Source organism: Serratia sp. 22264 (genome assembly GCF_052045345.1).
Lineage (GTDB): Bacteria > Pseudomonadota > Gammaproteobacteria > Enterobacterales > Enterobacteriaceae > Serratia > Serratia plymuthica.
Map to the genome: position 1 here is coordinate 1 of NZ_JBQEOY010000007.1, position 20,268 is coordinate 20,268.

Genomic DNA, 20,268 nt, shown 5'->3' on the forward strand with positions numbered 1-20,268 from the left:
TATAATACGCTTTCCTCTTTCAGAGTCAACCCTAATTTTCAGGATTTTTTCTCTTCGAACCCCGGAGACTCTGTGAAGTTGTTCACATGTTCCGTGTCGATGGAGGCGCATTATAGGGATCCGAGTTTTTTGCACAACCCCTTTTTTGATCTTTCCTTACCGTTTGCACACTTTTCAGCCCTTTCGGGTGGATCTTGCGCGATCGGGGCCATTTTCCACAGGATCCGTCACTTCCATTGGTTGTAATTCCACCGCCAACGTCTAGTATTGCCGGTAAATATGATCCCGATCTGAGGCTATTCCTATGTCCGATGCAGTACGTTCTTATCTTCATTACTCTCCTCAACTGGGTCAGCGCGTGATGATCGACCCTTCCAGCGTAGTGATCGGTAATGTTGAACTGGCCGATGACGTCAGTATCTGGCCGTTGGTTGCCATCCGCGGTGATGTGAACGCGGTAAAGATCGGTGCGCGCAGTAATATTCAGGATGGCAGCGTGCTGCATGTTACCCATAAGTCCGATCATAATCCCGAAGGTTACCCATTGTTGATTGGTGAAGACGTAACCGTAGGCCATAAAGCGATGTTGCACGGCTGCACGATCGGCAATCGAGTACTGGTAGGGATGGGATCGATCCTGCTGGATGGAGCAGTAATAGAAGATGATGTGATGATTGGTGCCGGCAGCCTGGTAGCTCCGGGCAAACGTCTGGCAAGTGGTTACCTTTATATGGGTAGCCCAGCGCGCCAAATCCGTCCGCTTAACACCGCTGAATTAGAAGGGCTGCTTTACTCTTCAAATAACTACGTACGCTGGAAAGACGAATATTTGTCGGAAGACATCTGAAAGTCCCGTTCCCTTATATAGGGAACGGGAAACAGGCTATGCCGCCAATTCGCTGCGCAGTTGGCGCAGCACCGGTTCGATTTCCGGCATAACGCCATGCCATAACAGAAACGAATGGGCGGCCTGCCCCACCAGCATCCCTAAACCGTCGGCATACTCTTTCGCGCCCTGTTGTAGTGCCCAAGCCAAAAACGGCGTTAATCCCTGTTGATAAAACATGTCATAACAGCGGGTACGCTCGTTAACCGTCCCAACCGGCAATGCCGGGATTTCCCCACTGATGCCAGACGCCGTGGCGTTAATCACTAAATCAAACTGCCATTCAGCGAGTTTATCCATTGGCAATGCGGATATTTTGCCCAGATGCTGGAAGACCTGCGCCAGCAGCTGCGCCCGACTGAAAGTACGGTTGACGATCACTACCTCACAGCCAAAGGATAATAGCGGCAGGATCACGCCGCGCGCCGCGCCACCAGCTCCCACCAGCAAGATGCGATCCTTCGGCTGGATCAACTTCTGGCGTTCAAGATCGGTCAGTAAGCCGATCCCGTCGGTGTTATCACCCAACAGTCGGCCTTCCGGCAATACCTTCAGCGTATTTACCGCACCTGCCAGCGAAGCACGCTCGCTCAGCTCCGTAGCAACCTTATAGGCGTGCTCTTTAAAGGGGACCGTGACGTTAGCCCCTAGCCCCCCCGCCTGGATAAAGGCCTGCAGAGTGGTTTCAAAACCGTCAAGCGGCGCCAACACCCTGCCGTAAGGATGTTCTAGCCCGGTCTGGGCGGCAAATAACGCATGAATACGCGGCGATTTACTGTGGCCGATAGGGTTGCCGAATACCGCAAACTTCTCCATGCATATCACCTCTAGCCCTGACGGATCAACTCACCGGTCAGGACATCTCTGATTTCGGAAGGATTAAGACGGCCACCAACAGTGCCGGCTAACACCGGAAACGCGGAGCCAAACTGTTGCATAACCTCATCGGCGCTGCGGCAAGGCTCTTGTCCGCTGAGATTAGCGCTGGTCGACACCAACGGTTTGCCAAACTGCCGGCACAGTTGTTGCACCAATGGATGATCGCTGACGCGCACCGCCAATGAATTGAAACGCCCGGTCAGCAGCCGCGGCGTTTCAGGCCGTGCGGGAATAACCCAGGTCACCGGACCTGGCCAAGTGGCAAACATCGCAGCGCGCTGCTGTTCGCTAAGGGCGCCATCGTCGATATAGGATGTTAGCTGCGAATAATCGGCCGCAATCAGGATCAGCCCTTTTTCCCAGGGGCGCTGTTTCAATGCCAATAAGGCATTGACCGCCTGCCCACTATCAGGATCGCACCCCAGGCCAAATACCGCCTCGGTAGGGTAAGCAATGACCTGCTGGTTACGCAATGCGTCAATTATTGGCGTTAAGATAGAAGTGAATTCAGAGCTCATGATGTCATTATTCTGTGGTGACTACGGATTTTCCGCAAAGTTTGCTGGCACAGCACAGGGTTGGCCCTTTTGCCGTGCGTTTTTCCATCAACAGCGGGTAGTGGCAGTATTCGCACTCTCCGGCGACAGGTTTAAAATTGAGAACAAACTGGCATTCAGGGTAGCGATCGCAGGAATGGAAAACCTTGCCGTAGCGTGATTTACGCTGCAACAGTTTCCCCTGCCCGCACTGCGGACAGCTGATACTGGTTTCATCCGGCTTATCGATCACTTCAGTGTGATCGCACTCCGGGTAGTTACCGCAGCCGACAAACATGCCATAACGACCTTGGCGTAGCACCAGCGTTGCCTGGCATTTCGGGCATTCCTGCCCTTCCAATACCTTGACAATATGGCCATCGGTCTGCGCTTTAAGCGGCCGGATATATTGGCATTCAGGATAACGGGAACAGCCGAGAAAGGGGCCGTGGCGACCACTGCGGATCACCAACTCGGCCCCGCATTCCGGACAGGGTTCATTTTGCCTGGCGGCAAAAATCGCTGTTTTTGTCATAACATCTTCTATGCGTGTTACCGGCTCAGTGCAGATAACCTTCGTTTACTTCAAACAACAGTTCTTCCATTTGCTGATAGGCGCTTTCATATCCTGGGATATTAAACAACACCATCAGCACCACCCATTTCAGATCTTCGAGATCGAATTCCGTGTTATCTAAAGCCATAACACGATCGATAACCATTTCACGGGTTTCGAGGTTCAATACTTGAATCTGCTCAAGGAACAGGAGGAAACCACGGCAACTGGCATCCAAACGCACGCCTTCTTCTTCGGTGTAGATCCGCATTGCCAGCGGATCGGCATCCATAAAATATGGCGCGTTTTCGCCTTCCTGCAGGTCAGCGAGTTTTTCAAGCCAATTCAACGCGTTGTAGATATCATCCCGATGAAACCCCGCCTGAGCGAGATCATCGGTCAGTTGATCCTGATCGACGCGCATCTCTGGTTCATTGTGGATATAAGTTTCAAACAAGTACATGAGTACGTCGAACATGGCCTGCCCTCCTTATTCGGACATAGCCGCCGGGTACAGCTGCGATCCACCCTGCTAACTCCAGATCGAGTAACTTGATTACCACCTCTGGCACAGGTTGGCCGGCACGTTCAGCGACGACGTCAACAGGTGTCACCTCATCTCCTACGTTAGCCAACACATCAGCAAATGGCAATTCAACTTCGGCTTCAGACGCACAAATAGTTGTATTTTCGTTCAACGATAGCCAATGCAGGCCGCTTCCCAGCTGTTCGGCTATCTCTTTCGGCCCCGTGACCAGATAAGCCCCCTGTTGGATCAACCAGTGCGTTCCTTCGCTCATCGGATTCCCCAAAGCGCCAGGCAGCGCAAAGACCTCACGCCCTTGTTCCAGCGCATAACGGGCCGTTATCAACGTCCCGCTACGTAGGGAGGCTTCAATCACCACTACACCCAAGCTTAAACCGCTGATAATGCGGTTTCGGCGCGGAAAGTGATCGGCCATTGGCAGGTCGGTAACCAGATATTCAGAGATTACCGCCCCGCCGTGCTCGACAATTTGTTCGGCCAAACGGCGATGCCGGCGCGGATAGATATTAGCCAGACCGCTGCCCAGCACGGCCACCGTCTTTCCTTCAGCCGCCAGCGCCGCGCGATGACAGATGCCATCGATGCCAATGGCCAACCCGCTGGTGATGGTAAAACCGCAGTGCACCAGCCCGGTGGAAAAATAACTGCCCCAGTGCTCACCGTAATGACTGAACTGACGGCTGCCGACCATGGCGATTTGCGGTTGTAGCAAGACCTCTGGGTTACCCTTCACCAGCAGTATCAGCGGGGCATCGTCGACAGGAAGCAATTGTTCGGGGTAACCGGCCTCACCATAGGTCAACAGCACGTTATCGGGCTGCTCGAGCCAGGTGAGCGTGGCGGCCAGATAACGTGAGTCCACCTGGCGAAACTGCGCCTGCTGCCGCTCATTTAGCCCCAATGACCGTAACAAACGATAAGGATCGCCCCCGACCGCGACCATTTGTCTTATCATCTGGCTAGCCTGTGCGGCCCCCACCCCTGTAACCCCATGCATCCGTAAGCCAATTTCCTCTGCCTGCATCGTCTGTTCCCTCGCAGAAAACGGCGTTATTACCAATTCGAGCAATTGGTGCACAATGCTGTCAATCAGGCCGGGAAATGTCTAGAATAGAAGCTAAACCTCGTTTATCACTCGGAAACAGATCTCAAGATATATGTCAGTATTGCAGGTATTACATTACCCAGACGAGCGGCTACGCAAAGTTGCGGCCCCGGTAAAAGAAGTCAATGCAACTATCCAGCGCATCGTGGATGATATGTTTGAAACCATGTACGCAGAGGAAGGTATTGGCCTGGCTGCGACACAGGTGGATATCCATCAGCGGATTATCGTCATTGACGTTTCTGAGAACCGCGATGAGCGCCTCGTGCTGATCAACCCGGAACTGCTGGAAAAAAGCGGTGAAACCGGGATTGAGGAAGGCTGCCTTTCCATTCCTGAGCAGCGTGCATTAGTTCCGCGCGCCGCCAACGTGAAAATCAGAGCGCTGGACCGTGACGGTAAACCTTTTGAGCTCGAAGCTGATGACCTGTTGGCCATCTGTATTCAGCACGAAATGGACCACCTGATGGGCAAGCTGTTCGTCGATTATTTGTCGCCGCTGAAGCGCCAGCGTATCCGTCAGAAACTGGAAAAAATGGCCAAGCTGAACGCACGCGCCTAACCGATCAGGAAATCAACGTGTCTGACACTTTACGGATTATTTTCGCCGGTACTCCAGACTTCGCAGCGCGTCACCTTGACGCGCTGTTGTCATCTGGGCACCAGATTGTCGGGGTATTTACCCAACCTGATCGTCCCGCAGGCCGCGGTAACAAACTGACGCCCAGCCCGGTTAAGGTACTGGCAGAACAGCACCAACTGCCGGTATTTCAACCCAAATCATTGCGCCCGGAAGAGAACCAGCATCTGGTTGCCGATCTCAACGCCGACGTAATGGTGGTAGTGGCGTATGGCCTAATCTTGCCTAAAGCGGTGCTGGATATGCCGCGCCTCGGTTGCATCAACGTGCACGGTTCGCTGTTGCCGCGTTGGCGTGGCGCAGCCCCCATTCAACGTTCACTCTGGGCTGGCGACAACGAAACCGGCGTCACCATCATGCAGATGGACGTGGGCCTGGACACCGGCGATATGATGCACAAGATCGCATGTCCGATCGAAGCCGATGACACCAGCGCCACCCTGTACGACAAGCTGGCAAAACTCGGCCCGCAAGGCATGCTGACCACGCTGCTGCAAATGGCCGAAGGTACGGCACAACGTGAAGTGCAAGATGAAGCGCTGGTGACCTACGCCGAGAAGCTGAGCAAAGAAGAAGCACGCCTGGACTGGAGCCTGTCCGCCGTTCAGCTTGAACGTTGCATCCGCGCCTTTAACCCATGGCCGGTCAGCTATTTCACCATAGACGATCAGCCGGTGAAAGTGTGGCAGGCAACGGTGTTGGCAGACACGCCTGGCGCAGAACCCGGCACCATCATTCATGCCGACAAGCACGGTATTCAGATAGCTACCGCGGACGGTATTCTTAACCTGACGCAACTGCAACCGGCGGGCAAAAAACCGATGTCGGCGCAGGATCTGCTGAATTCACGCCGCGAATGGTTTACACCGGGTAACCGGTTATAAACTGCCCCACTGCCCGGCAGATAATAGCCGGGCTGTTTCTTTCTTAACGCCGATCGTTATCAGCTTTAGCCTATGAAAAACAACTACAATCTCCGAAGCCACGCAGCCAAAGCCATCGGTCAGGTGCTGGATCAAGGTCAGTCACTCAGCACTGTCCTGCCGTCACTGCAAAAAACCATTTCTGACAAGGACCGCGCACTCTTGCAGGAACTGTGCTTCGGCACTCTGCGCGTGCTGCCGCAGCTCGAATGGTGCATTCAGCAACTAATGGCAAAGCCGATGACCGGCAAGCAGCGCACGCTGCACTATTTGCTGATGGTCGGGCTGTACCAGCTGCTGTATACCCGTATCCCTGCTCACGCGGTACTGGCAGAAACCGTGGAAGGCGCGGTGGCGTTGAAACGACCACAGCTTAAAGGTCTGATCAATGGCGTATTGCGCCAGTTCCAACGCCAGCAAGAGGAATTACTGCAACGCGCCGCCAATAACGACAGCCGCTATCTGCACCCAAGTTGGCTTTTAAAACGCATTCAGCAAGCTTATCCCGCTCAGTGGGAACAAATTATTGATGCCAATAACCAGAAGCCGCCGATGTGGCTGCGCGTCAACCGCCTTCATCACACCCGCGAAGACTATTTGCGGTTGATGGAACAGGCTGGTATTGCCGCCGAGCCGCATGCAGAATACCCTGATGCGCTGCGTCTGCTGGTACCCTGCGCCGTTACCGATCTGCCTGGCTTTGCCGATGGCTGGGTCACTGTGCAAGACGCCTCCGCGCAGGGCTGTGTTGATCTGCTGGATCCACAGAACGGGGAACAGATCCTCGATCTGTGCGCAGCTCCGGGTGGTAAAACCACCCACATCCTGGAGGCTGCCCCCAAAGCCCACGTGATGGCGGTCGATATCGATGAGCAACGCCTGGGCCGGGTCAAAGAAAATCTGCAGCGCCTGCGTTTACATGCCGAAGTGAAATTGGGTGATGGCCGCACTCCGCAACAATGGTGTGGCGACAAGCAATTCGATCGCATTTTGCTGGATGCCCCCTGCTCTGCCACCGGCGTGATCCGCCGCCATCCAGATATCAAATGGCTACGCCGCGACAGTGACATCGCTGAGCTGGCCAAACTCCAGGCAGAGATTATTGACGCCATTTGGCCACACCTTAAAAGCGGTGGTGTGATGGTGTATGCCACCTGTTCTATCCTGCCAACGGAGAATGCTGAGCAGATTACCGCCTTCCTCCAGCGTCATCCCGATGCCCGGTTGGTTGAAACGGGTGACGAACAGCAACCTGGTAGACAGAATCTTCCGCATCCAGAAGATGGGGATGGCTTCTTTTACGCTAAGCTGATTAAAATGTAGCTGTTCAGTGCTCAGGGCGCGCCTGTTGTGCCCTATCAGATAATATTCAGCGGTTTCAGTGTGAAGCAGAGAACCAAATGAAAATAATTATTCTTGGTGCAGGTCAGGTTGGCGGAACACTGGCAGAAAACCTGGTGGGTGAAAATAACGATATCACCGTCGTGGATACCGATTCCGGTCGCCTGCGTCAGTTACAGGATAAATTTGACCTGCGGGTCGTTCAGGGATACGGCTCCCATCCGCGAGTGTTACGAGAAGCAGGTGCGGAAGACGCCGACATGCTGGTCGCCGTTACCAATTCTGACGAGACCAACATGATTGCCTGTCAGATTGCCTATTCGCTGTTTAATACGCCTAACCGTATCGCACGTATCCGCGCGCCGGAATATATCCGCGAATCGGAGAAACTTTTTCAGCCGGAAGCCGTACCTATTGATCACCTGATTTCACCGGAACAACTGGTTATCGATTACATCTATAAATTGATTGAGTACCCAGGCGCACTGCAGGTTGTCAATTTTGCCGAAGGGAAGGTCAGCATTGCTGCGGTAAAAGCCTACTACGGCGGCCCGCTGGTAGGTAACGCGTTGTCCGCAATGCGCGAGCATATGCCGCACATTGATACCCGCGTCGCCGCGATCTTCCGCCAGGATCGGCCTATTCGTCCTCAGGGATCCACCATAATCGAAGCAGGAGATGAAGTATTTTTCGTTGCCGCATCGCAGCACATCCGTGCGGTAATGAGTGAATTGCAGCGGCTCGAGAAACCTTATAAACGTATAATGATCGTCGGCGGCGGCAATGTAGGTGCAGGCCTGGCACAGCGGTTGGAAAAATCTTATAACGTGAAACTGATTGAACGTAATCAGCAGCGTGCCACAGAGTTGGCCGAGCAGTTGCATGACACCATCGTGTTTTATGGTGATGCCTCGGATCAGGAACTGTTAGCTGAAGAACACGTTGATCAGGTAGACGTCTTTATTGCCATAACCAATGATGACGAGGCCAACATAATGTCCGCTATGCTAGCCAAACGCATGGGTGCTAAAAAAGTAATGGTGCTGATTCAGCGTCGCGCCTACGTCGATCTGGTGCAAGGCAGCGTAATCGATATTGCTATATCCCCACAGCAAGCGACGATTTCTGCATTGTTGGGCCACGTGCGCAAAGCGGATATCGTAAGCGTTTCATCGCTGCGTCGCGGCGTGGCTGAAGCTATAGAAGCGATTGCCCACGGTGATGAAAGCACTTCAAAAGTGGTTGGCCGTATCGTTGAAGATATTAAATTGCCGCCAGGTACCACCATTGGCGCCATTGTACGGGGTGACGACGTTATTATTGCCAATGGTCGCAGCAAGATTGAGCAAGGGGATCATGTCATTATGTTTATTACCGACAAAAAGTTCGTTCCCGACGTTGAACGTTTGTTCCAGCCAAGCCCATTCTTCCTTTAGAACAAATTTATTAACCGATAGTCTATAATCAGGTTGATATTCGCTGCCGTGGGAAGAGATAAAACACTTTTCTCTCCTTATTGTGGCAAAGGGAAATTGCTTTGTTAAACTTGTGTTGTTAATTTCTTTGAGGGGTGTGCTATGAGTATGTTAAAAGAATTCCGCGAATTCGCTATGCGTGGCAATGTGGTTGATCTGGCAGTGGGTGTGATTATCGGTGCTGCTTTCGGTAAAATCGTTTCGTCCTTCGTTGCAGATATCATCATGCCCCCGCTGGGTTTACTGATCGGCGGCGTCGACTTCAAACAATTCCACCTGGTATTACGTGAAGCCCAAGGTGCTGTTCCCGCTGTGGTAATGAACTATGGTTCATTTATCCAGTCCGTTTTTGACTTCGTTATCGTTGCCTTCGCTATTTTCCTGGCCATTAAATTAATGAACAAAGTGCGCCGCAAGCAGGCGGAAGAGCCGGCAGCACCTCCGGCACCGACTGCGGAAGAAAAACTGCTGACTGAAATCCGTGATTTGCTGAGCCAACAACAGCAGCCAAAACTGTAATTACGCTTTCCAGCGCCAATAAAAAGCCATCATATTCAGATGGCTTTTTTAATGTCTTAAAACCAGAAGGCCAGTGGTAAATTATCGTTTGATAGTTTGCCACTGGCCTCCCAGTTACCGCCTTTTGCGTGTTTATCTTTACGCCGATAGCTGCCCTTTCCTTTGGTATTTTTCTCTATCCGTTGGCGGAATAATGGATCGTGCAACAATGCCTCAATAGCGTTGTCCTGTATCTGACCTTTGGTATGACGGTATTTAGTCACAGTAATGCTCCTGTTGAAACTAGGGTTATAAAACGTGCCGATAGTACTGCCGCGCGTATAAAAATTAAAGGCCCGCGAGCTCTTTTATGTGCCTTTTTTTACCTTTTCATCACTGGCACCCTGCTCCAGCGCTTCCAAAATTGAACAATAGCTACTGGTATGAGCGCTACCACAGCAAGCATCGCTCAGCCGCTTTAACGATGCACGCATCCGCATCAACTCAGTAAGCTTGTTCTCTACTTCGCTGAGCCTCGCGTCAACGATCGATTTAGACTCCTGGCAAGTATGATGTTCAGGATCAACGCGGATCGACAGCAGTTCGGCGATGGTTTCCAATGTAAAGCCGAGCTGCTTGGCATAACGGATAAACCGTAACCGCTGCAGATCCTGATCGCTGTACAGCCGATAACCGCCCTCGGTACGAACGTTATGATCCATCATTCCCTGCTTTTCGTAATAGCGCACAGTATCGGGCGTTACGTCAGCAAGCTTTGCCAGTTGACCGATCTTAAACATCACTCTGCTCCAGTGCGAATTTCTCGTTCAATGTCCGCTCATATTCACCGTGTAAAAAATCAGTGCTCATTCCTGCCTGCCGCAAGCGATATTCCAGCAAGGCCATACGTCTGCTGAGGCTGACATAGTCTGGATGCTCGCTGTTAATATTCTGCAGTAAACGGGCTACAGTGAGTGCTTCTTTACGATCTTCAAGTTCCACAGGCAAATAGCCGGCATTTTTTAGCAAGCGAAACCCTGAACGCAGTTCAGCAGGCACAGCGCTGTCATCATCCAACTTAAGCGGCTGTCCTTGGCCCGGTAAATTGTCCAGTTCACCTTTAGCTTGCGCCTCACTAATATGACGCTCCGCCCATTCATCGAGTAACCACATAACATGATCTCTCAGTTGACCTGACTAATAGCGTTAGCATAGCGGATAGAGGCGGGGATCTTAAGTCTTGCGGGGGAAGAGAGCACATTCGGCTAGCTCTGGACGTAAAAAAACCGGGCAAGCCCGGTTTTTTTACGCGTCTACAGATTACTCTGCAGTTGCCACTTCTGCTTGAGACTCAGCACGATCAACCAGCTCGATGTATGCCATCGGCGCGTTGTCGCCTGCGCGGAAGCCACACTTCAGAATGCGAGTGTAACCACCGGCACGGCTCGCGAAACGCGGGCCCAGCTCGTTAAACAGTTTTGCCACGATCTCGTTATCACGAGTACGGGCGAATGCCAGACGACGATTAGCTACGCTGTCGGTCTTGGCAAGAGTAATCAGCGGCTCAACAACGCGACGCAGCTCTTTCGCTTTTGGCAAGGTCGTCTTGATGATCTCATGACGAACCAAAGAGCCGGCCATGTTACGGAACATAGCCTGGCGGTGGCTGCTGTTACGGTTCAGTTGACGACCACTCTTACGATGGCGCATGACCTTATCCTTCTCAGTAAAACCTTAACCTGTGATCCGGTTACTCGTCAGCAATGCTTGCCGGTGGCCAGTTTTCCAGGCGCATGCCCAGAGACAGACCACGTGAGGCCAGCACGTCTTTAATCTCAGTAAGAGATTTTTTACCCAGGTTCGGCGTTTTCAGCAACTCAACCTCGGTACGCTGTACCAGATCACCGATGTAGTGGATAGCTTCTGCCTTAAGGCAGTTAGCAGAGCGGACAGTCAATTCCAGATCGTCAACAGGGCGCAGCAGGATCGGATCGAATTCTGGTTTCTCTTCTTTAACTTCTGGTTGACGAACATCACGTAAGTCAACAAAAGCTTCAAGTTGTTCAGCCAGGATGGTTGCCGCACGGCGGATCGCCTCTTCAGGATCGATCGTGCCATTGGTTTCCATTTCGATAACCAGCTTGTCCAGGTCAGTACGCTGTTCTACACGCGCTGCTTCAACATTGTAGGCAATACGCTCTACAGGGCTATAGCAGGCGTCAACCAACAGACGACCGATCGGGCGCTCATCTTCTTCCGAATGAATTCGGGCAGAAGCCGGCACGTAACCACGACCGCGCTGAACTTTGATACGCATGCTGATAGCAGCGTTCTCATCGGTCAGGTGGCAGATCACATGCTGAGGCTTGACGATTTCGACATCACCATCATGGGTAATGTCGGCAGCGGTCACAGGGCCAATGCCAGATTTATTCAGGGTAAGAATAACTTCGTCTTTGCCTTGAACTCTCACCGCCAGCCCTTTCAGGTTGAGCAGGATCTCCAGGATATCTTCCTGTACGCCTTCTTTGGTGCTGTACTCATGCAGTACACCATCAATCTCAACCTCGGTCACCGCGCAACCCGGCATAGATGAAAGCAGAATACGGCGCAGTGCGTTGCCAAGAGTATGGCCAAAGCCACGCTCTAAAGGCTCAAGGGTCACCTTGGCGTGCGTCGAACTGACTTGCTCGATATCTACCAGGCGCGGTTTTAGAAACTCTGTCACAGAACCCTGCATTGTGTCCTCTCTTTGGTACTAAGCTTTACTTGGAGTAAAGCTCGACGATCAGGTGTTCGTTAATGTCCGCAGACAGATCGGTACGTTCAGGCATACGCTTGAACACGCCTTCCATCTTAGCAGCATCAACTTCCAGCCAAGTCGGCTTTTCACGCTGCTCAGCCAGCTCCAGAGAAGCTTTAACACGAGATTGCTTTTTAGCCTTCTCGCGGATGCTGACTACGTCATTCGGAGATACCTGATAAGAAGCGATGTTAACAACGCGACCGTTTACCATAATTGCTTTGTGGCTAACCAACTGACGTGACTCTGCACGAGTAGCGCCGAAGCCCATACGGTAAACAACGTTGTCCAAACGACCTTCCAGCAGTTGCAACAGGTTTGCACCGGTGTTGCCCTTCAGGCGTGCTGCTTCTTTATAATAGTTACGGAATTGACGCTCCAGAACACCGTACATACGGCGAACTTTTTGCTTTTCACGTAACTGTACACCGTAGTCAGACAGACGCGGTTTACGCGCACCGTGTTGACCAGGCGGTTGCTCAATTTTACACTTGGTATCGATCGCGCGAACGCCAGACTTCAGGAACAGGTCTGTGCCCTCACGGCGGCTAAGCTTGAGCTTAGGACCCAAATATCTTGCCATTTTCTTTCTCCAACTAACCTAAAAGCAGCGTTATACGCGGCGCTTTTTCGGCGGACGACAACCGTTGTGAGGGATAGGAGTCACATCAGTAATATTAGTGATGCGGAAACCAGCGGCGTTCAGAGCACGAATAGTTGATTCGCGACCCGGACCCGGTCCCTTAACCATAACTTCCAGGTTCTTGATACCGTATTCTTTTACTGCGTCAGCACAACGTTCTGCTGCAACCTGAGCTGCAAACGGAGTTGACTTACGAGAACCACGGAAACCAGAACCACCGGCAGTTGCCCAACCCAATGCATTACCCTGACGATCGGTAATAGTAACAATGGTGTTGTTGAAAGAAGCATGGACATGAGCCACGCCGTCAGAGACTTGTTTTCTTACACGCTTACGTGTACGAACAGGTGCCTTTGCCATTATTCAATCACCCTGATTATTTCTTGATCGGTTTACGCGGACCCTTACGGGTACGTGCGTTGGTCTTCGTACGCTGACCGCGAACTGGCAGACCACGACGATGACGCAAACCACGGTAAGTACCAAGATCCATCAGACGCTTGATGCTCAGGGTAACTTCACGACGCAAATCACCTTCTACAGTGAATTTGGCGACTGCTTCACGCAGCTGTTCAATTTGCTCTTCAGACAGCTCACTGATCTTAACATTTTCAGCAATACCCGTAGACGCACAGATAGACTGTGAGCGGGTTTTACCGATTCCGAAGATCGACGTTAAGGCGATTACGGTATGTTTATGATCAGGAATGTTAATGCCTGCTATACGGGCCACTATGCACTCCTACTATTTTATACGGCAACACCATTCTGAAAAGCCCGTTTTCAGGATACTCAAATAATGTTGCAGCTACATACAAAAGATTGGCTGGCTAATCTAGCCAGCTCAACCCAACTTTGCAAGAAAAATATGCGAGATAATCAGCCTTGACGCTGTTTATGCTTCGGCTCGGCGCTGCAAATCACACGAACGACACCGTTACGCTTAACGATTTTGCAGTTACGACATAATTTCTTGACGGAAGCACGAACTTTCATTTTTACTCTCCGTAACTTCTCAAACGCGCCTGATTAGCGGTTATAGCCTTTCAGGTTTGCTTTCTTCAATGCAGACTCGTACTGACTTGACATCATCAGAGTTTGCACTTGAGCCATAAAGTCCATGATGACGACAACCACGATCAGTAGCGAGGTACCACCAAAGTAGAATGGTACTTTCATTGCATCACGCATGAACTCCGGGATCAGGCAGATGAAAGTAATGTACATCGCGCCCACCAGGGTTAAACGCGTCATTACTTTATCGATGTACTTCGCCGTTTGCTCTCCCGGACGAATTCCTGGTACGAAGGCACCGGACTTCTTCAGGTTATCTGCTGTTTCACGCGGGTTGAAAACCAACGCCGTGTAAAAGAAACAGAAGAAGATGATTGCAGACGCATAGAGTAACACATAAAGCGGTTGCCCTGGCTGCAAATACAGCGAAATCGTTGTCAGCCAGTTCCAACCGGTACCGCCCCCAAACCATGATGCAATCGTGGCAGGGAACAGAATAATGCTGGAAGCGAAGATTGCCGGGATAACCCCTGCCATGTTCACTTTCAACGGTAAGTGTGTGCTCTGTGCTGCATAAACACGACGACCTTGTTGACGCTTCGCATAGTTAACGACGATACGACGTTGACCACGTTCAATGAAAACAACGAAGAAGGTTACTGCAAACACTAATACTGCAACCAACAGCAACAGGAGGAAGTGCAGGTCGCCTTGCCGAGCTTGCTCAATGGTATGGGCCACTGCCGGCGGAAGTCCCGCTACAATACCTGCGAAGATAATGATCGAAATACCGTTACCGATACCGCGCTCAGTAATCTGTTCGCCCAGCCACATCAGGAACATTGTCCCAGTGACCAAACTAACTACAGCAGTAAAGTAGAACGCAAAGCCTGGATTTAACACCAGACCCTGCATACCAGGCATATTCGGTAAACCGGTAGCAATACCGATAGACTGGAATATGGCCAACACCAGCGTACCGTAACGGGTGTACTGGCTAATCTTGCGACGGCCAGCCTCCCCTTCTTTCTTGATTTCTGCCAACGCTGGATGAACCACCGTTAACAGCTGGATAATGATCGAGGCCGAAATATACGGCATGATCCCCAGAGCAAAGATAGAAGCACGGCTGAGGGCACCACCAGAGAACATGTTAAACATTTCAATGATGGTGCCTCTCTGCTGCTCGAGCAATTTGGCAAGCACAGTGGCATCGATACCAGGAATCGGAATAAAAGAGCCGATACGGAAGACAATCAGCGCGCCGATGACAAACAAAAGTCTGCGCTTCAGCTCGCCGAGCCCGCCTTTAGCACTTTGAAAATCTAATCCTGGTTGCTTAGCCATCTGCTACTTATTCCTCAATTTTACCGCCAGCAGCTTCGATAGCAGCACGAGCGCCTTTGGTGACACGCAGACCACGCAGGGTAACCGGACGAGCGACTTCGCCAGAAAGCATAACTTTCACGAACTCGATCTGGATACCAACAACGTTAGCGGCTTTCAGCGCGTTCAGGTCGATTACGTCGCCTTCAACAAGAGCCAGCTCAGACAGACGAACTTCTGCCGTGATCATAGCTTTGCGAGAGGTGAAGCCGAATTTCGGCAAACGACGATATAAAGGCATCTGACCACCTTCAAAACCACGACGTACGCCACCACCAGAACGAGAGTTCTGACCTTTGTGACCACGACCAGCGGTTTTACCCAGGCCAGAACCAATACCACGACCTACACGCTTCGGCGCATGCTTGGCACCTTCAGCCGGAGACAGAGTATTTAAACGCATCTGTTACTCCTCAACTTTAACCATGTAGGAAACCAAGTTGATCATACCGCGTACAGCAGGAGTATCCTCGCGCTCTACGGTGTGACCAATACGACGCAGACCTAAACCGAGCAGAGTTGCCTTGTGCTTTGGCAAACGGCCGATGCTGCTTTTTGTTTGAGTTACTTTAATAGTCTTTGCCATGGTTATTTCCCTAGAATTTCTTCGACGGACTTACCACGCTTGGCAGCGACCATTTCTGGGGATTTCATATCTTCCAAAGCAGCGATAGTTGCACGAACCACGTTGATCGGGTTAGTAGAACCATATGCTTTAGCCAATACGTTATGAACCCCTGCAACTTCCAGGACGGCGCGCATTGCACCACCGGCGATAATACCGGTACCTTCGGAAGCTGGTTGCATGAATACACGGGAACCCGTATGAGCACCTTTAACAGGGTGCTGCAGAGTGCCGCTATTCAAAGCAACATTAATCATAGCGCGACGGGCTTTTTCCATCGCTTTCTGGATCGCTGCCGGAACTTCGCGTGCTTTGCCGTAGCCAAAACCAACGCGACCGTTACCATCACCAACTACTGTCAGTGCGGTAAAGCTGAAAATACGGCCACCTTTTACGGTTTTAGATACGCGGTTTACCGCGATCAGCTTTTCCTGCAGTTCGCCAGCTTGTTTTTCGATGTGAGCCATCTTAAACCTCTTCCTTAGAACTGAAGGCCAGCTTCACGGGCAGCATCTGCCAGTGCCTGGACTCGACCATGATATTGGAAACCGGAACGGTCAAAGGATACTTTAGAGATCCCTTTTTCCAACGCGCGCTCAGCCAGAGTTTTACCTACGGCCGCTGCTGCGTCTTTGTTACCGGAATACTTCAATTGCTCTGTGATAGCTTTTTCTAAAGTAGAAGCAGCTACCAGTACTTCAGAACCATTTGGAGCAATTACCTGTGCGTAAATGTGACGCGGGGTACGATGTACCACCAGGCGGGTTGCACCCAGTTCTTTGATCTTACGGCGTGCGCGGGTCGCACGACGGATACGAGCAGATTTCTTATCCATAGTGTTACCTTACTTCTTCTTAGCCTCTTTGGTACGCACGACTTCGTCGGCGTAACGGACACCCTTGCCTTTATAAGGCTCAGGACGGCGGTAGGCACGCAGATCTGCAGCAACCTGGCCAATAACTTGTTTATCAGCGCCTTTCAGCACGATTTCAGTTTGGCTTGGGCATTCAGCAGTAATACCTGCTGGCAGCTGGTGATCGACCGGGTGAGAGAAGCCTAAGGCTAAATTCACCACGTTGCCTTTAACAGCAGCACGATAACCAACACCTACCAGTTGAAGCTTCTTGGTGAAGCCTTCGGTAACACCAACGACCATTGCGTTCAGCAGAGCGCGCGTTGTACCCGCTTGGGCCCAAGCGTTAGCAAAACCTTCGCGCGGGGCGAAAGTCAGTGCATCACCTTCTTGCTTCACTTCAACGGCGTTGTGGACAGTACGAGTCAGCTCGCCGTTCTTACCCTTAATCGAAATAACCTGACCGTTGAGTTTTACCTCTACGCCGGCAGGAATGACGACGGGTGCTTTTGCAACACGAGACATTCTTTCCTCCCGAATTAAGCTACGTAGCAGATAATCTCGCCACCAAGACCAGCTTGGCGAGCTGCACGATCGGTCATAACACCTTTAGAGGTAGAAATAACAGCAATACCCAAACCAGCCATAACTTTTGGCAGTGCATCTTTTTTCTTATAGATGCGCAGACCTGGACGGCTGATTCGTTGAATGCTTTCTACCACTGCCTTGCCCTGGAAGTACTTCAGTACCAGTTCCAGAACAGGCTTGGTGTCGCCTTCAATTTTGAAATCTTCAATAAAACCTTCTTCCTTCAGCAGGTTGGCAATTGCCACTTTCAGCTTGGAGGAAGGCATGGTGACCGCAACTTTGTTCGCGGCTTGACCGTTACGGATACGGGTCAGCATATCCGCGATCGGATCTTGCATGCTCATCTGTCTTTACTCCCGTGATTCAATTGGTAATTACCAGCTAGCCTTTTTCAAGCCTGGTACTTCACCGCGCATGGCGGCTTCACGTAACTTGATACGGCTCAACCCGAATTTGCCCACATAACCATGTGGACGGCCAGTTTGGCGGCAGCGTTTACGCTGACGAGACGGGCTGGAATCACGCGGCAGAGTTTGCAGCTTGAGAACAGCATCCCAACGATCTTCGTCGGAAGAGTTCACACTAGAAATGATAGCTTTCAATTCCTCGCGTTTAGCGCGGTACTTGTCAGCCAGTTTCACGCGAACGACTTCGCGTGCTTTCATTGATTGCTTAGCCATCAGTAACCCTGCCTTACTTACGGAACGGGAAGTTAAAAGCAGCCAACAGCGCGCGGCCTTCATCATCAGATTTCGCAGTAGTGGTAATGGTAATATCCAAACCACGAACGCGGTCGACTTTGTCATAGTCGATTTCTGGGAAGATGATTTGCTCACGCACACCCATGCTGTAGTTACCACGGCCATCGAATGACTTAGCGGACAAGCCACGGAAGTCACGGATACGTGGAACAGCAATGGAAATCAGTCGCTCAAAGAACTCCCACATGCGTTCGCCACGCAGAGTTACTTTACAGCCGATCGGATAGCCCTGGCGGATTTTGAAGCCTGCAACAGATTTGCGTGCTTTGGTGATGAACGGCTTTTGACCGGAGATTGCTGCCAAATCAGCTGCTGCATTATCCAGCAGTTTCTTGTCAGCGATCGCTTCACCAACACCCATATTCAGGGTGATCTTCTCGACCCGAGGGACTTGCATGACAGAGTTGTAATCAAACTGAGACATCAGTTGTTTGACTACCTCGTCTTTGTAGTAATCATGCAGTTTCGCCATCGTATTACTCCAAATTACTTGATAGTTTCGCTGTTAGACTTGAAGAAACGGACTTTTTTCCCGTCTTCGAATCTAAAGCCTACACGGTCAGCCTTACCGGTAGCCGCGTTGAAGAGAGCAATGTTAGAAACCTGAATTGCAGCTTCTTTTTCAACAATGCCACCTGGTTGGTTCAGGGCCGGAACCGGCTTCTGATGTTTCTTGACCAGGTTGATACCTTCAACAATGACCTTACCAGCAGACAGGACATTTTTTACTTTACCGCGTTTACCTTTGTCTTTCCCGGTAAGCACGATAATTTCGTCATCACGACGGATTTTCGCTGCCATGTTTCGCTCCTTAGAGTACTTCTGGTGCCAGAGAGATAATTTTCATGAACTTCTCATTACGCAGTTCACGAGTTACCGGCCCAAAAATACGCGTACCGATAGGTTGCTCGCTGTTATTGTTTAAAATAACGCATGCATTACCATCGAAGCGAATGACAGAACCGTCCGGGCGACGTACACCCTTCTTGGTGCGCACCACTACCGCCTTCAGCACATCGCCTTTCTTCACCTTACCGCGAGGAATTGCTTCCTTGATGGTAATTTTGATGACATCGCCGATGCCTGCGTAGCGACGGTGCGAGCCACCTAGAACCTTGATACACATTACGCGACGTGCACCGGAGTTGTCGGCCACGGTCAGCATAGTCTGTTCTTGGATCATGTTAGTGCTCCGCTAATGTCAACTACAACTTTAGGACCTATTACTAGATCGTTGAAAAGCCCCATAACCGAGGGCGCAGCATTATAACACCGCTTCCAGAGTATGGGTAGAAAAAATAAACGGCTCATTTTCTGAGCCGTTTATTAAGTTAGAGGCTGCTACTCTATTACAGAATCGCTTTCTCTACAACGCGAACCAACGTCCAAGACTTAGTCTTAGACAGTGGACGGCATTCGCGGATTTCTACCACGTCACCAATACCACATTCGTTGTTCTCGTCATGTACGTGCAGCTTGGTCGTACGCTTGATGAATTTCCCGTAGATCGGGTGCTTCACCGTGCGCTCGATAGCAACAACCAGGGATTTCTCCATTTTGTCACTAATAACACGACCCTGCAGAGTACGGTTAATATCAGTCATTTACACACCCGCCTTTTCAGTCAGTAAAGTCTTAACGCGTGCGACGTTACGACGCACTTGTTTCAACAGGTGAGTTTGTTGCAGCTGGCCACTTGCCGCCTGCATGCGCAAGTTAAATTGCTCACGCAGCAGGTTGAGCAGCTCAGTGTTCAGCTCTTCAACGCTTTTTTCACGCAGCTCTTGTGCTTTCATTACATCACCGTCTTAGTTACAAAGGTGGTTTTGATCGGCAATTTAGCTGCAGCCAGCTTGAATGCCTCACGGGCGACCTCTTCTGGTACACCGTCCATTTCGTACAGGACTTTACCAGGTTGGATCAGGGCAACCCAATATTCCACGTTACCCTTACCTTTACCCATACGCACTTCGAGCGGCTTCTCGGTAATTGGTTTGTCCGGGAATACACGGATCCAGATTTTACCTTGACGCTTAACTGCACGAGTCATTGCACGACGAGCTGCTTCGATTTGACGAGCAGTCAGACGGCCACGGCCAACAGCTTTCAGACCGAAAGTGCCGAAGCTAACATCCGTACCCTGCGCCAGACCACGGTTGCGGCCTTTGTGCATCTTACGGAATTTTGTACGCTTTGGTTGTAACATCAG

Annotated in this window: 34 protein-coding genes; 6 read left to right on the forward strand and 28 right to left on the reverse strand. The window is 51.2% G+C overall.

Features of this window, described 5'->3' with window-relative positions; translation table 11 throughout:
- Nucleotides 1-304: 304 nt before the first annotated feature.
- Complete coding sequence (locus tag ACTJJ1_RS20300; protein ID WP_004951090.1) at nucleotides 305-847, forward strand: gamma carbonic anhydrase family protein; 543 nt, start codon at nucleotides 305-307, stop codon at nucleotides 845-847.
- 36 nt (nucleotides 848-883) lie between these two features.
- Here the strand turns inward: ACTJJ1_RS20300 and aroE are convergent, their stop codons facing one another.
- The 5 genes from aroE to dprA are packed head-to-tail and all read right to left on the reverse strand — an operon-like array spanning nucleotide 884 to nucleotide 4,428.
- Nucleotides 884-1,702: a shikimate dehydrogenase gene (gene aroE / locus ACTJJ1_RS20305; protein ID WP_004951094.1), complete on the reverse strand. Its 819-nt coding sequence runs from the start codon at nucleotides 1,700-1,702 to the stop codon at nucleotides 884-886.
- An 11-nt stretch (nucleotides 1,703-1,713) separates the two neighbouring features.
- Nucleotides 1,714-2,283, reverse strand: coding sequence for an L-threonylcarbamoyladenylate synthase type 1 TsaC (gene tsaC / locus ACTJJ1_RS20310; protein WP_440835063.1), 570 nt, complete (start codon nucleotides 2,281-2,283; stop codon nucleotides 1,714-1,716).
- A gap of 7 nt (nucleotides 2,284-2,290) precedes the next feature.
- Nucleotides 2,291-2,836 carry a DNA topoisomerase family protein gene (locus tag ACTJJ1_RS20315; protein WP_409443972.1) on the reverse strand — a complete coding sequence of 182 codons (546 nt, stop codon included), beginning with the start codon at nucleotides 2,834-2,836 and terminating at the stop codon, nucleotides 2,291-2,293.
- A 25-nt stretch (nucleotides 2,837-2,861) separates the two neighbouring features.
- Nucleotides 2,862-3,335, reverse strand: a complete 474-nt coding sequence (gene smg / locus ACTJJ1_RS20320) for a DUF494 family protein Smg (protein ID WP_012147203.1) — start codon at nucleotides 3,333-3,335, stop codon at nucleotides 2,862-2,864.
- Entirely contained in the window at nucleotides 3,307-4,428 is a 1,122-nt protein-coding gene (gene dprA / locus ACTJJ1_RS20325) for a DNA-protecting protein DprA (RefSeq protein WP_440835066.1), read from the reverse strand. Before dprA ends, smg begins: the two co-directional genes overlap by 29 nt.
- Nucleotides 4,429-4,561: 133 nt before the next feature.
- Between dprA and def the strand changes: the two genes are divergently transcribed.
- The 5 genes from def to mscL all read left to right on the forward strand — a co-directional run bounded on the left by def (nucleotide 4,562) and on the right by mscL (nucleotide 9,407).
- Nucleotides 4,562-5,071 (forward strand): peptide deformylase, encoded by a 510-nt coding sequence (def, locus tag ACTJJ1_RS20330; RefSeq protein WP_004951110.1) that lies wholly within the window; start codon nucleotides 4,562-4,564, stop codon nucleotides 5,069-5,071.
- Nucleotides 5,072-5,088: 17 nt separating this feature from the next.
- Entirely contained in the window at nucleotides 5,089-6,033 is a 945-nt protein-coding gene (fmt, locus tag ACTJJ1_RS20335; RefSeq protein WP_020439909.1) for a methionyl-tRNA formyltransferase, read from the forward strand.
- A gap of 72 nt (nucleotides 6,034-6,105) precedes the next feature.
- Nucleotides 6,106-7,395, forward strand: a complete 1,290-nt coding sequence (gene rsmB / locus ACTJJ1_RS20340; protein ID WP_004951113.1) for a 16S rRNA (cytosine(967)-C(5))-methyltransferase RsmB — start codon at nucleotides 6,106-6,108, stop codon at nucleotides 7,393-7,395.
- Between the two features lie 77 nt (nucleotides 7,396-7,472).
- Nucleotides 7,473-8,849, forward strand: a complete 1,377-nt coding sequence (trkA, locus tag ACTJJ1_RS20345) for a Trk system potassium transporter TrkA (RefSeq protein WP_004951116.1) — start codon at nucleotides 7,473-7,475, stop codon at nucleotides 8,847-8,849.
- 141 nt (nucleotides 8,850-8,990) lie between these two features.
- Nucleotides 8,991-9,407 (forward strand): large-conductance mechanosensitive channel protein MscL, encoded by a 417-nt coding sequence (mscL, locus tag ACTJJ1_RS20350; RefSeq protein ID WP_004951117.1) that lies wholly within the window; start codon nucleotides 8,991-8,993, stop codon nucleotides 9,405-9,407.
- 56 nt (nucleotides 9,408-9,463) lie between these two features.
- Here the strand turns inward: mscL and ACTJJ1_RS20355 are convergent, their stop codons facing one another.
- The 23 genes from ACTJJ1_RS20355 to rplP all read right to left on the reverse strand — a co-directional run bounded on the left by ACTJJ1_RS20355 (nucleotide 9,464) and on the right by rplP (nucleotide 20,265).
- Nucleotides 9,464-9,670 carry an alternative ribosome-rescue factor A gene (locus tag ACTJJ1_RS20355; RefSeq protein WP_004951119.1) on the reverse strand — a complete coding sequence of 69 codons (207 nt, stop codon included), beginning with the start codon at nucleotides 9,668-9,670 and terminating at the stop codon, nucleotides 9,464-9,466.
- An 84-nt stretch (nucleotides 9,671-9,754) separates the two neighbouring features.
- A complete protein-coding gene (zntR, locus tag ACTJJ1_RS20360) occupies nucleotides 9,755-10,186 on the reverse strand; it encodes a Zn(2+)-responsive transcriptional regulator (RefSeq protein ID WP_013814790.1) in 432 nt (143 codons plus the stop codon).
- Nucleotides 10,179-10,559, reverse strand: coding sequence for a DUF1992 domain-containing protein (locus ACTJJ1_RS20365; protein ID WP_440835071.1), 381 nt, complete (start codon nucleotides 10,557-10,559; stop codon nucleotides 10,179-10,181). Before ACTJJ1_RS20365 ends, zntR begins: the two co-directional genes overlap by 8 nt.
- A gap of 147 nt (nucleotides 10,560-10,706) precedes the next feature.
- A complete protein-coding gene (rplQ, locus tag ACTJJ1_RS20370; RefSeq protein ID WP_004929726.1) occupies nucleotides 10,707-11,096 on the reverse strand; it encodes a 50S ribosomal protein L17 in 390 nt (129 codons plus the stop codon).
- Between the two features lie 40 nt (nucleotides 11,097-11,136).
- The gene (locus ACTJJ1_RS20375) at nucleotides 11,137-12,126 is read right to left on the reverse strand and encodes a DNA-directed RNA polymerase subunit alpha (RefSeq protein ID WP_002919219.1); all 990 of its coding nucleotides are present in this window, start codon (nucleotides 12,124-12,126) and stop codon (nucleotides 11,137-11,139) included.
- Nucleotides 12,127-12,151: 25 nt separating this feature from the next.
- Nucleotides 12,152-12,772: a 30S ribosomal protein S4 gene (rpsD, locus tag ACTJJ1_RS20380; RefSeq protein ID WP_004951125.1), complete on the reverse strand. Its 621-nt coding sequence runs from the start codon at nucleotides 12,770-12,772 to the stop codon at nucleotides 12,152-12,154.
- A 30-nt stretch (nucleotides 12,773-12,802) separates the two neighbouring features.
- Complete coding sequence (gene rpsK / locus ACTJJ1_RS20385; protein WP_004951128.1) at nucleotides 12,803-13,192, reverse strand: 30S ribosomal protein S11; 390 nt, start codon at nucleotides 13,190-13,192, stop codon at nucleotides 12,803-12,805.
- Between the two features lie 16 nt (nucleotides 13,193-13,208).
- Nucleotides 13,209-13,565 carry a 30S ribosomal protein S13 gene (gene rpsM / locus ACTJJ1_RS20390; RefSeq protein ID WP_004951130.1) on the reverse strand — a complete coding sequence of 119 codons (357 nt, stop codon included), beginning with the start codon at nucleotides 13,563-13,565 and terminating at the stop codon, nucleotides 13,209-13,211.
- A gap of 146 nt (nucleotides 13,566-13,711) precedes the next feature.
- Nucleotides 13,712-13,828, reverse strand: coding sequence for a 50S ribosomal protein L36 (rpmJ, locus tag ACTJJ1_RS20395; protein ID WP_002227352.1), 117 nt, complete (start codon nucleotides 13,826-13,828; stop codon nucleotides 13,712-13,714).
- Between the two features lie 33 nt (nucleotides 13,829-13,861).
- Nucleotides 13,862-15,193, reverse strand: coding sequence for a preprotein translocase subunit SecY (secY, locus tag ACTJJ1_RS20400; RefSeq protein ID WP_004929740.1), 1,332 nt, complete (start codon nucleotides 15,191-15,193; stop codon nucleotides 13,862-13,864).
- A gap of 7 nt (nucleotides 15,194-15,200) precedes the next feature.
- A complete protein-coding gene (gene rplO / locus ACTJJ1_RS20405; protein WP_004951135.1) occupies nucleotides 15,201-15,635 on the reverse strand; it encodes a 50S ribosomal protein L15 in 435 nt (144 codons plus the stop codon).
- A gap of 3 nt (nucleotides 15,636-15,638) precedes the next feature.
- Complete coding sequence (gene rpmD / locus ACTJJ1_RS20410) at nucleotides 15,639-15,818, reverse strand: 50S ribosomal protein L30 (protein WP_004951137.1); 180 nt, start codon at nucleotides 15,816-15,818, stop codon at nucleotides 15,639-15,641.
- Between the two features lie 2 nt (nucleotides 15,819-15,820).
- Complete coding sequence (gene rpsE / locus ACTJJ1_RS20415) at nucleotides 15,821-16,324, reverse strand: 30S ribosomal protein S5 (RefSeq protein WP_004951140.1); 504 nt, start codon at nucleotides 16,322-16,324, stop codon at nucleotides 15,821-15,823.
- 14 nt (nucleotides 16,325-16,338) lie between these two features.
- Nucleotides 16,339-16,692 (reverse strand): 50S ribosomal protein L18, encoded by a 354-nt coding sequence (gene rplR, locus ACTJJ1_RS20420; RefSeq protein ID WP_004951143.1) that lies wholly within the window; start codon nucleotides 16,690-16,692, stop codon nucleotides 16,339-16,341.
- Nucleotides 16,693-16,701: 9 nt separating this feature from the next.
- Nucleotides 16,702-17,235 (reverse strand): 50S ribosomal protein L6, encoded by a 534-nt coding sequence (rplF, locus tag ACTJJ1_RS20425; protein ID WP_004951145.1) that lies wholly within the window; start codon nucleotides 17,233-17,235, stop codon nucleotides 16,702-16,704.
- Nucleotides 17,236-17,249: 14 nt separating this feature from the next.
- Nucleotides 17,250-17,642 carry a 30S ribosomal protein S8 gene (rpsH, locus tag ACTJJ1_RS20430; RefSeq protein ID WP_004951149.1) on the reverse strand — a complete coding sequence of 131 codons (393 nt, stop codon included), beginning with the start codon at nucleotides 17,640-17,642 and terminating at the stop codon, nucleotides 17,250-17,252.
- Nucleotides 17,643-17,672: 30 nt separating this feature from the next.
- Nucleotides 17,673-17,978, reverse strand: a complete 306-nt coding sequence (gene rpsN, locus ACTJJ1_RS20435; RefSeq protein ID WP_004951154.1) for a 30S ribosomal protein S14 — start codon at nucleotides 17,976-17,978, stop codon at nucleotides 17,673-17,675.
- A gap of 13 nt (nucleotides 17,979-17,991) precedes the next feature.
- The gene (gene rplE / locus ACTJJ1_RS20440) at nucleotides 17,992-18,531 is read right to left on the reverse strand and encodes a 50S ribosomal protein L5 (protein ID WP_004951155.1); all 540 of its coding nucleotides are present in this window, start codon (nucleotides 18,529-18,531) and stop codon (nucleotides 17,992-17,994) included.
- Nucleotides 18,532-18,545: 14 nt separating this feature from the next.
- Nucleotides 18,546-18,860, reverse strand: a complete 315-nt coding sequence (gene rplX, locus ACTJJ1_RS20445; RefSeq protein WP_004951158.1) for a 50S ribosomal protein L24 — start codon at nucleotides 18,858-18,860, stop codon at nucleotides 18,546-18,548.
- Between the two features lie 10 nt (nucleotides 18,861-18,870).
- On the reverse strand, nucleotides 18,871-19,242 hold the full coding sequence (rplN, locus tag ACTJJ1_RS20450; protein WP_004951161.1) for a 50S ribosomal protein L14: 372 nt from the start codon (nucleotides 19,240-19,242) through the stop codon (nucleotides 18,871-18,873).
- Between the two features lie 166 nt (nucleotides 19,243-19,408).
- Nucleotides 19,409-19,663, reverse strand: a complete 255-nt coding sequence (gene rpsQ, locus ACTJJ1_RS20455; protein WP_004951166.1) for a 30S ribosomal protein S17 — start codon at nucleotides 19,661-19,663, stop codon at nucleotides 19,409-19,411.
- A complete protein-coding gene (rpmC, locus tag ACTJJ1_RS20460) occupies nucleotides 19,664-19,855 on the reverse strand; it encodes a 50S ribosomal protein L29 (RefSeq protein ID WP_004951169.1) in 192 nt (63 codons plus the stop codon).
- Nucleotides 19,855-20,265 carry a 50S ribosomal protein L16 gene (rplP, locus tag ACTJJ1_RS20465; RefSeq protein WP_004951171.1) on the reverse strand — a complete coding sequence of 137 codons (411 nt, stop codon included), beginning with the start codon at nucleotides 20,263-20,265 and terminating at the stop codon, nucleotides 19,855-19,857. The genes rpmC and rplP overlap by 1 nt, the downstream gene beginning before the upstream one ends.
- Nucleotides 20,266-20,268 lie beyond the last annotated feature (3 nt).

Bases quoted from the DNA above. Each gene is read 5' to 3' on its own strand.
- rpsD (WP_004951125.1), bottom strand. From the start codon at position 12,772: ATGGCAAGATATTTGGGTCCTAAGCTCAAGCTTAGCCGCCGTGAGGGC.
- trkA (WP_004951116.1), top strand. From the start codon at position 7,473: ATGAAAATAATTATTCTTGGTGCAGGTCAGGTTGGCGGAACACTGGCA.
- zntR (WP_013814790.1), bottom strand. From the start codon at position 10,186: ATGTTTAAGATCGGTCAACTGGCAAAGCTTGCTGACGTAACGCCCGAT.
- rpsE (WP_004951140.1), bottom strand. From the start codon at position 16,324: ATGGCTCACATCGAAAAACAAGCTGGCGAACTGCAGGAAAAGCTGATC.
- rpmJ (WP_002227352.1), bottom strand. From the start codon at position 13,828: ATGAAAGTTCGTGCTTCCGTCAAGAAATTATGTCGTAACTGCAAAATC.
- ACTJJ1_RS20300 (WP_004951090.1), top strand. From the start codon at position 305: ATGTCCGATGCAGTACGTTCTTATCTTCATTACTCTCCTCAACTGGGT.
- rplX (WP_004951158.1), bottom strand. From the start codon at position 18,860: ATGGCAGCGAAAATCCGTCGTGATGACGAAATTATCGTGCTTACCGGG.
- rplP (WP_004951171.1), bottom strand. From the start codon at position 20,265: ATGTTACAACCAAAGCGTACAAAATTCCGTAAGATGCACAAAGGCCGC.
- tsaC (WP_440835063.1), bottom strand. From the start codon at position 2,283: ATGAGCTCTGAATTCACTTCTATCTTAACGCCAATAATTGACGCATTG.
- smg (WP_012147203.1), bottom strand. From the start codon at position 3,335: ATGTTCGACGTACTCATGTACTTGTTTGAAACTTATATCCACAATGAA.
- rpsH (WP_004951149.1), bottom strand. From the start codon at position 17,642: ATGAGCATGCAAGATCCGATCGCGGATATGCTGACCCGTATCCGTAAC.
- dprA (WP_440835066.1), bottom strand. From the start codon at position 4,428: ATGCAGGCAGAGGAAATTGGCTTACGGATGCATGGGGTTACAGGGGTG.
- rplR (WP_004951143.1), bottom strand. From the start codon at position 16,692: ATGGATAAGAAATCTGCTCGTATCCGTCGTGCGACCCGCGCACGCCGT.
- rplQ (WP_004929726.1), bottom strand. From the start codon at position 11,096: ATGCGCCATCGTAAGAGTGGTCGTCAACTGAACCGTAACAGCAGCCAC.
- ACTJJ1_RS20315 (WP_409443972.1), bottom strand. From the start codon at position 2,836: ATGACAAAAACAGCGATTTTTGCCGCCAGGCAAAATGAACCCTGTCCG.
- def (WP_004951110.1), top strand. From the start codon at position 4,562: ATGTCAGTATTGCAGGTATTACATTACCCAGACGAGCGGCTACGCAAA.
- rplE (WP_004951155.1), bottom strand. From the start codon at position 18,531: ATGGCGAAACTGCATGATTACTACAAAGACGAGGTAGTCAAACAACTG.
- rpsN (WP_004951154.1), bottom strand. From the start codon at position 17,978: ATGGCTAAGCAATCAATGAAAGCACGCGAAGTCGTTCGCGTGAAACTG.
- rplN (WP_004951161.1), bottom strand. From the start codon at position 19,242: ATGATCCAAGAACAGACTATGCTGACCGTGGCCGACAACTCCGGTGCA.
- rplO (WP_004951135.1), bottom strand. From the start codon at position 15,635: ATGCGTTTAAATACTCTGTCTCCGGCTGAAGGTGCCAAGCATGCGCCG.
- rpsK (WP_004951128.1), bottom strand. From the start codon at position 13,192: ATGGCAAAGGCACCTGTTCGTACACGTAAGCGTGTAAGAAAACAAGTC.
- rplF (WP_004951145.1), bottom strand. From the start codon at position 17,235: ATGTCTCGTGTTGCAAAAGCACCCGTCGTCATTCCTGCCGGCGTAGAG.
- rsmB (WP_004951113.1), top strand. From the start codon at position 6,106: ATGAAAAACAACTACAATCTCCGAAGCCACGCAGCCAAAGCCATCGGT.
- mscL (WP_004951117.1), top strand. From the start codon at position 8,991: ATGAGTATGTTAAAAGAATTCCGCGAATTCGCTATGCGTGGCAATGTG.
- ACTJJ1_RS20365 (WP_440835071.1), bottom strand. From the start codon at position 10,559: ATGTGGTTACTCGATGAATGGGCGGAGCGTCATATTAGTGAGGCGCAA.
- ACTJJ1_RS20375 (WP_002919219.1), bottom strand. From the start codon at position 12,126: ATGCAGGGTTCTGTGACAGAGTTTCTAAAACCGCGCCTGGTAGATATC.
- rpmC (WP_004951169.1), bottom strand. From the start codon at position 19,855: ATGAAAGCACAAGAGCTGCGTGAAAAAAGCGTTGAAGAGCTGAACACT.
- aroE (WP_004951094.1), bottom strand. From the start codon at position 1,702: ATGGAGAAGTTTGCGGTATTCGGCAACCCTATCGGCCACAGTAAATCG.
- rpmD (WP_004951137.1), bottom strand. From the start codon at position 15,818: ATGGCAAAGACTATTAAAGTAACTCAAACAAAAAGCAGCATCGGCCGT.
- rpsQ (WP_004951166.1), bottom strand. From the start codon at position 19,663: ATGACTGATATTAACCGTACTCTGCAGGGTCGTGTTATTAGTGACAAA.
- secY (WP_004929740.1), bottom strand. From the start codon at position 15,193: ATGGCTAAGCAACCAGGATTAGATTTTCAAAGTGCTAAAGGCGGGCTC.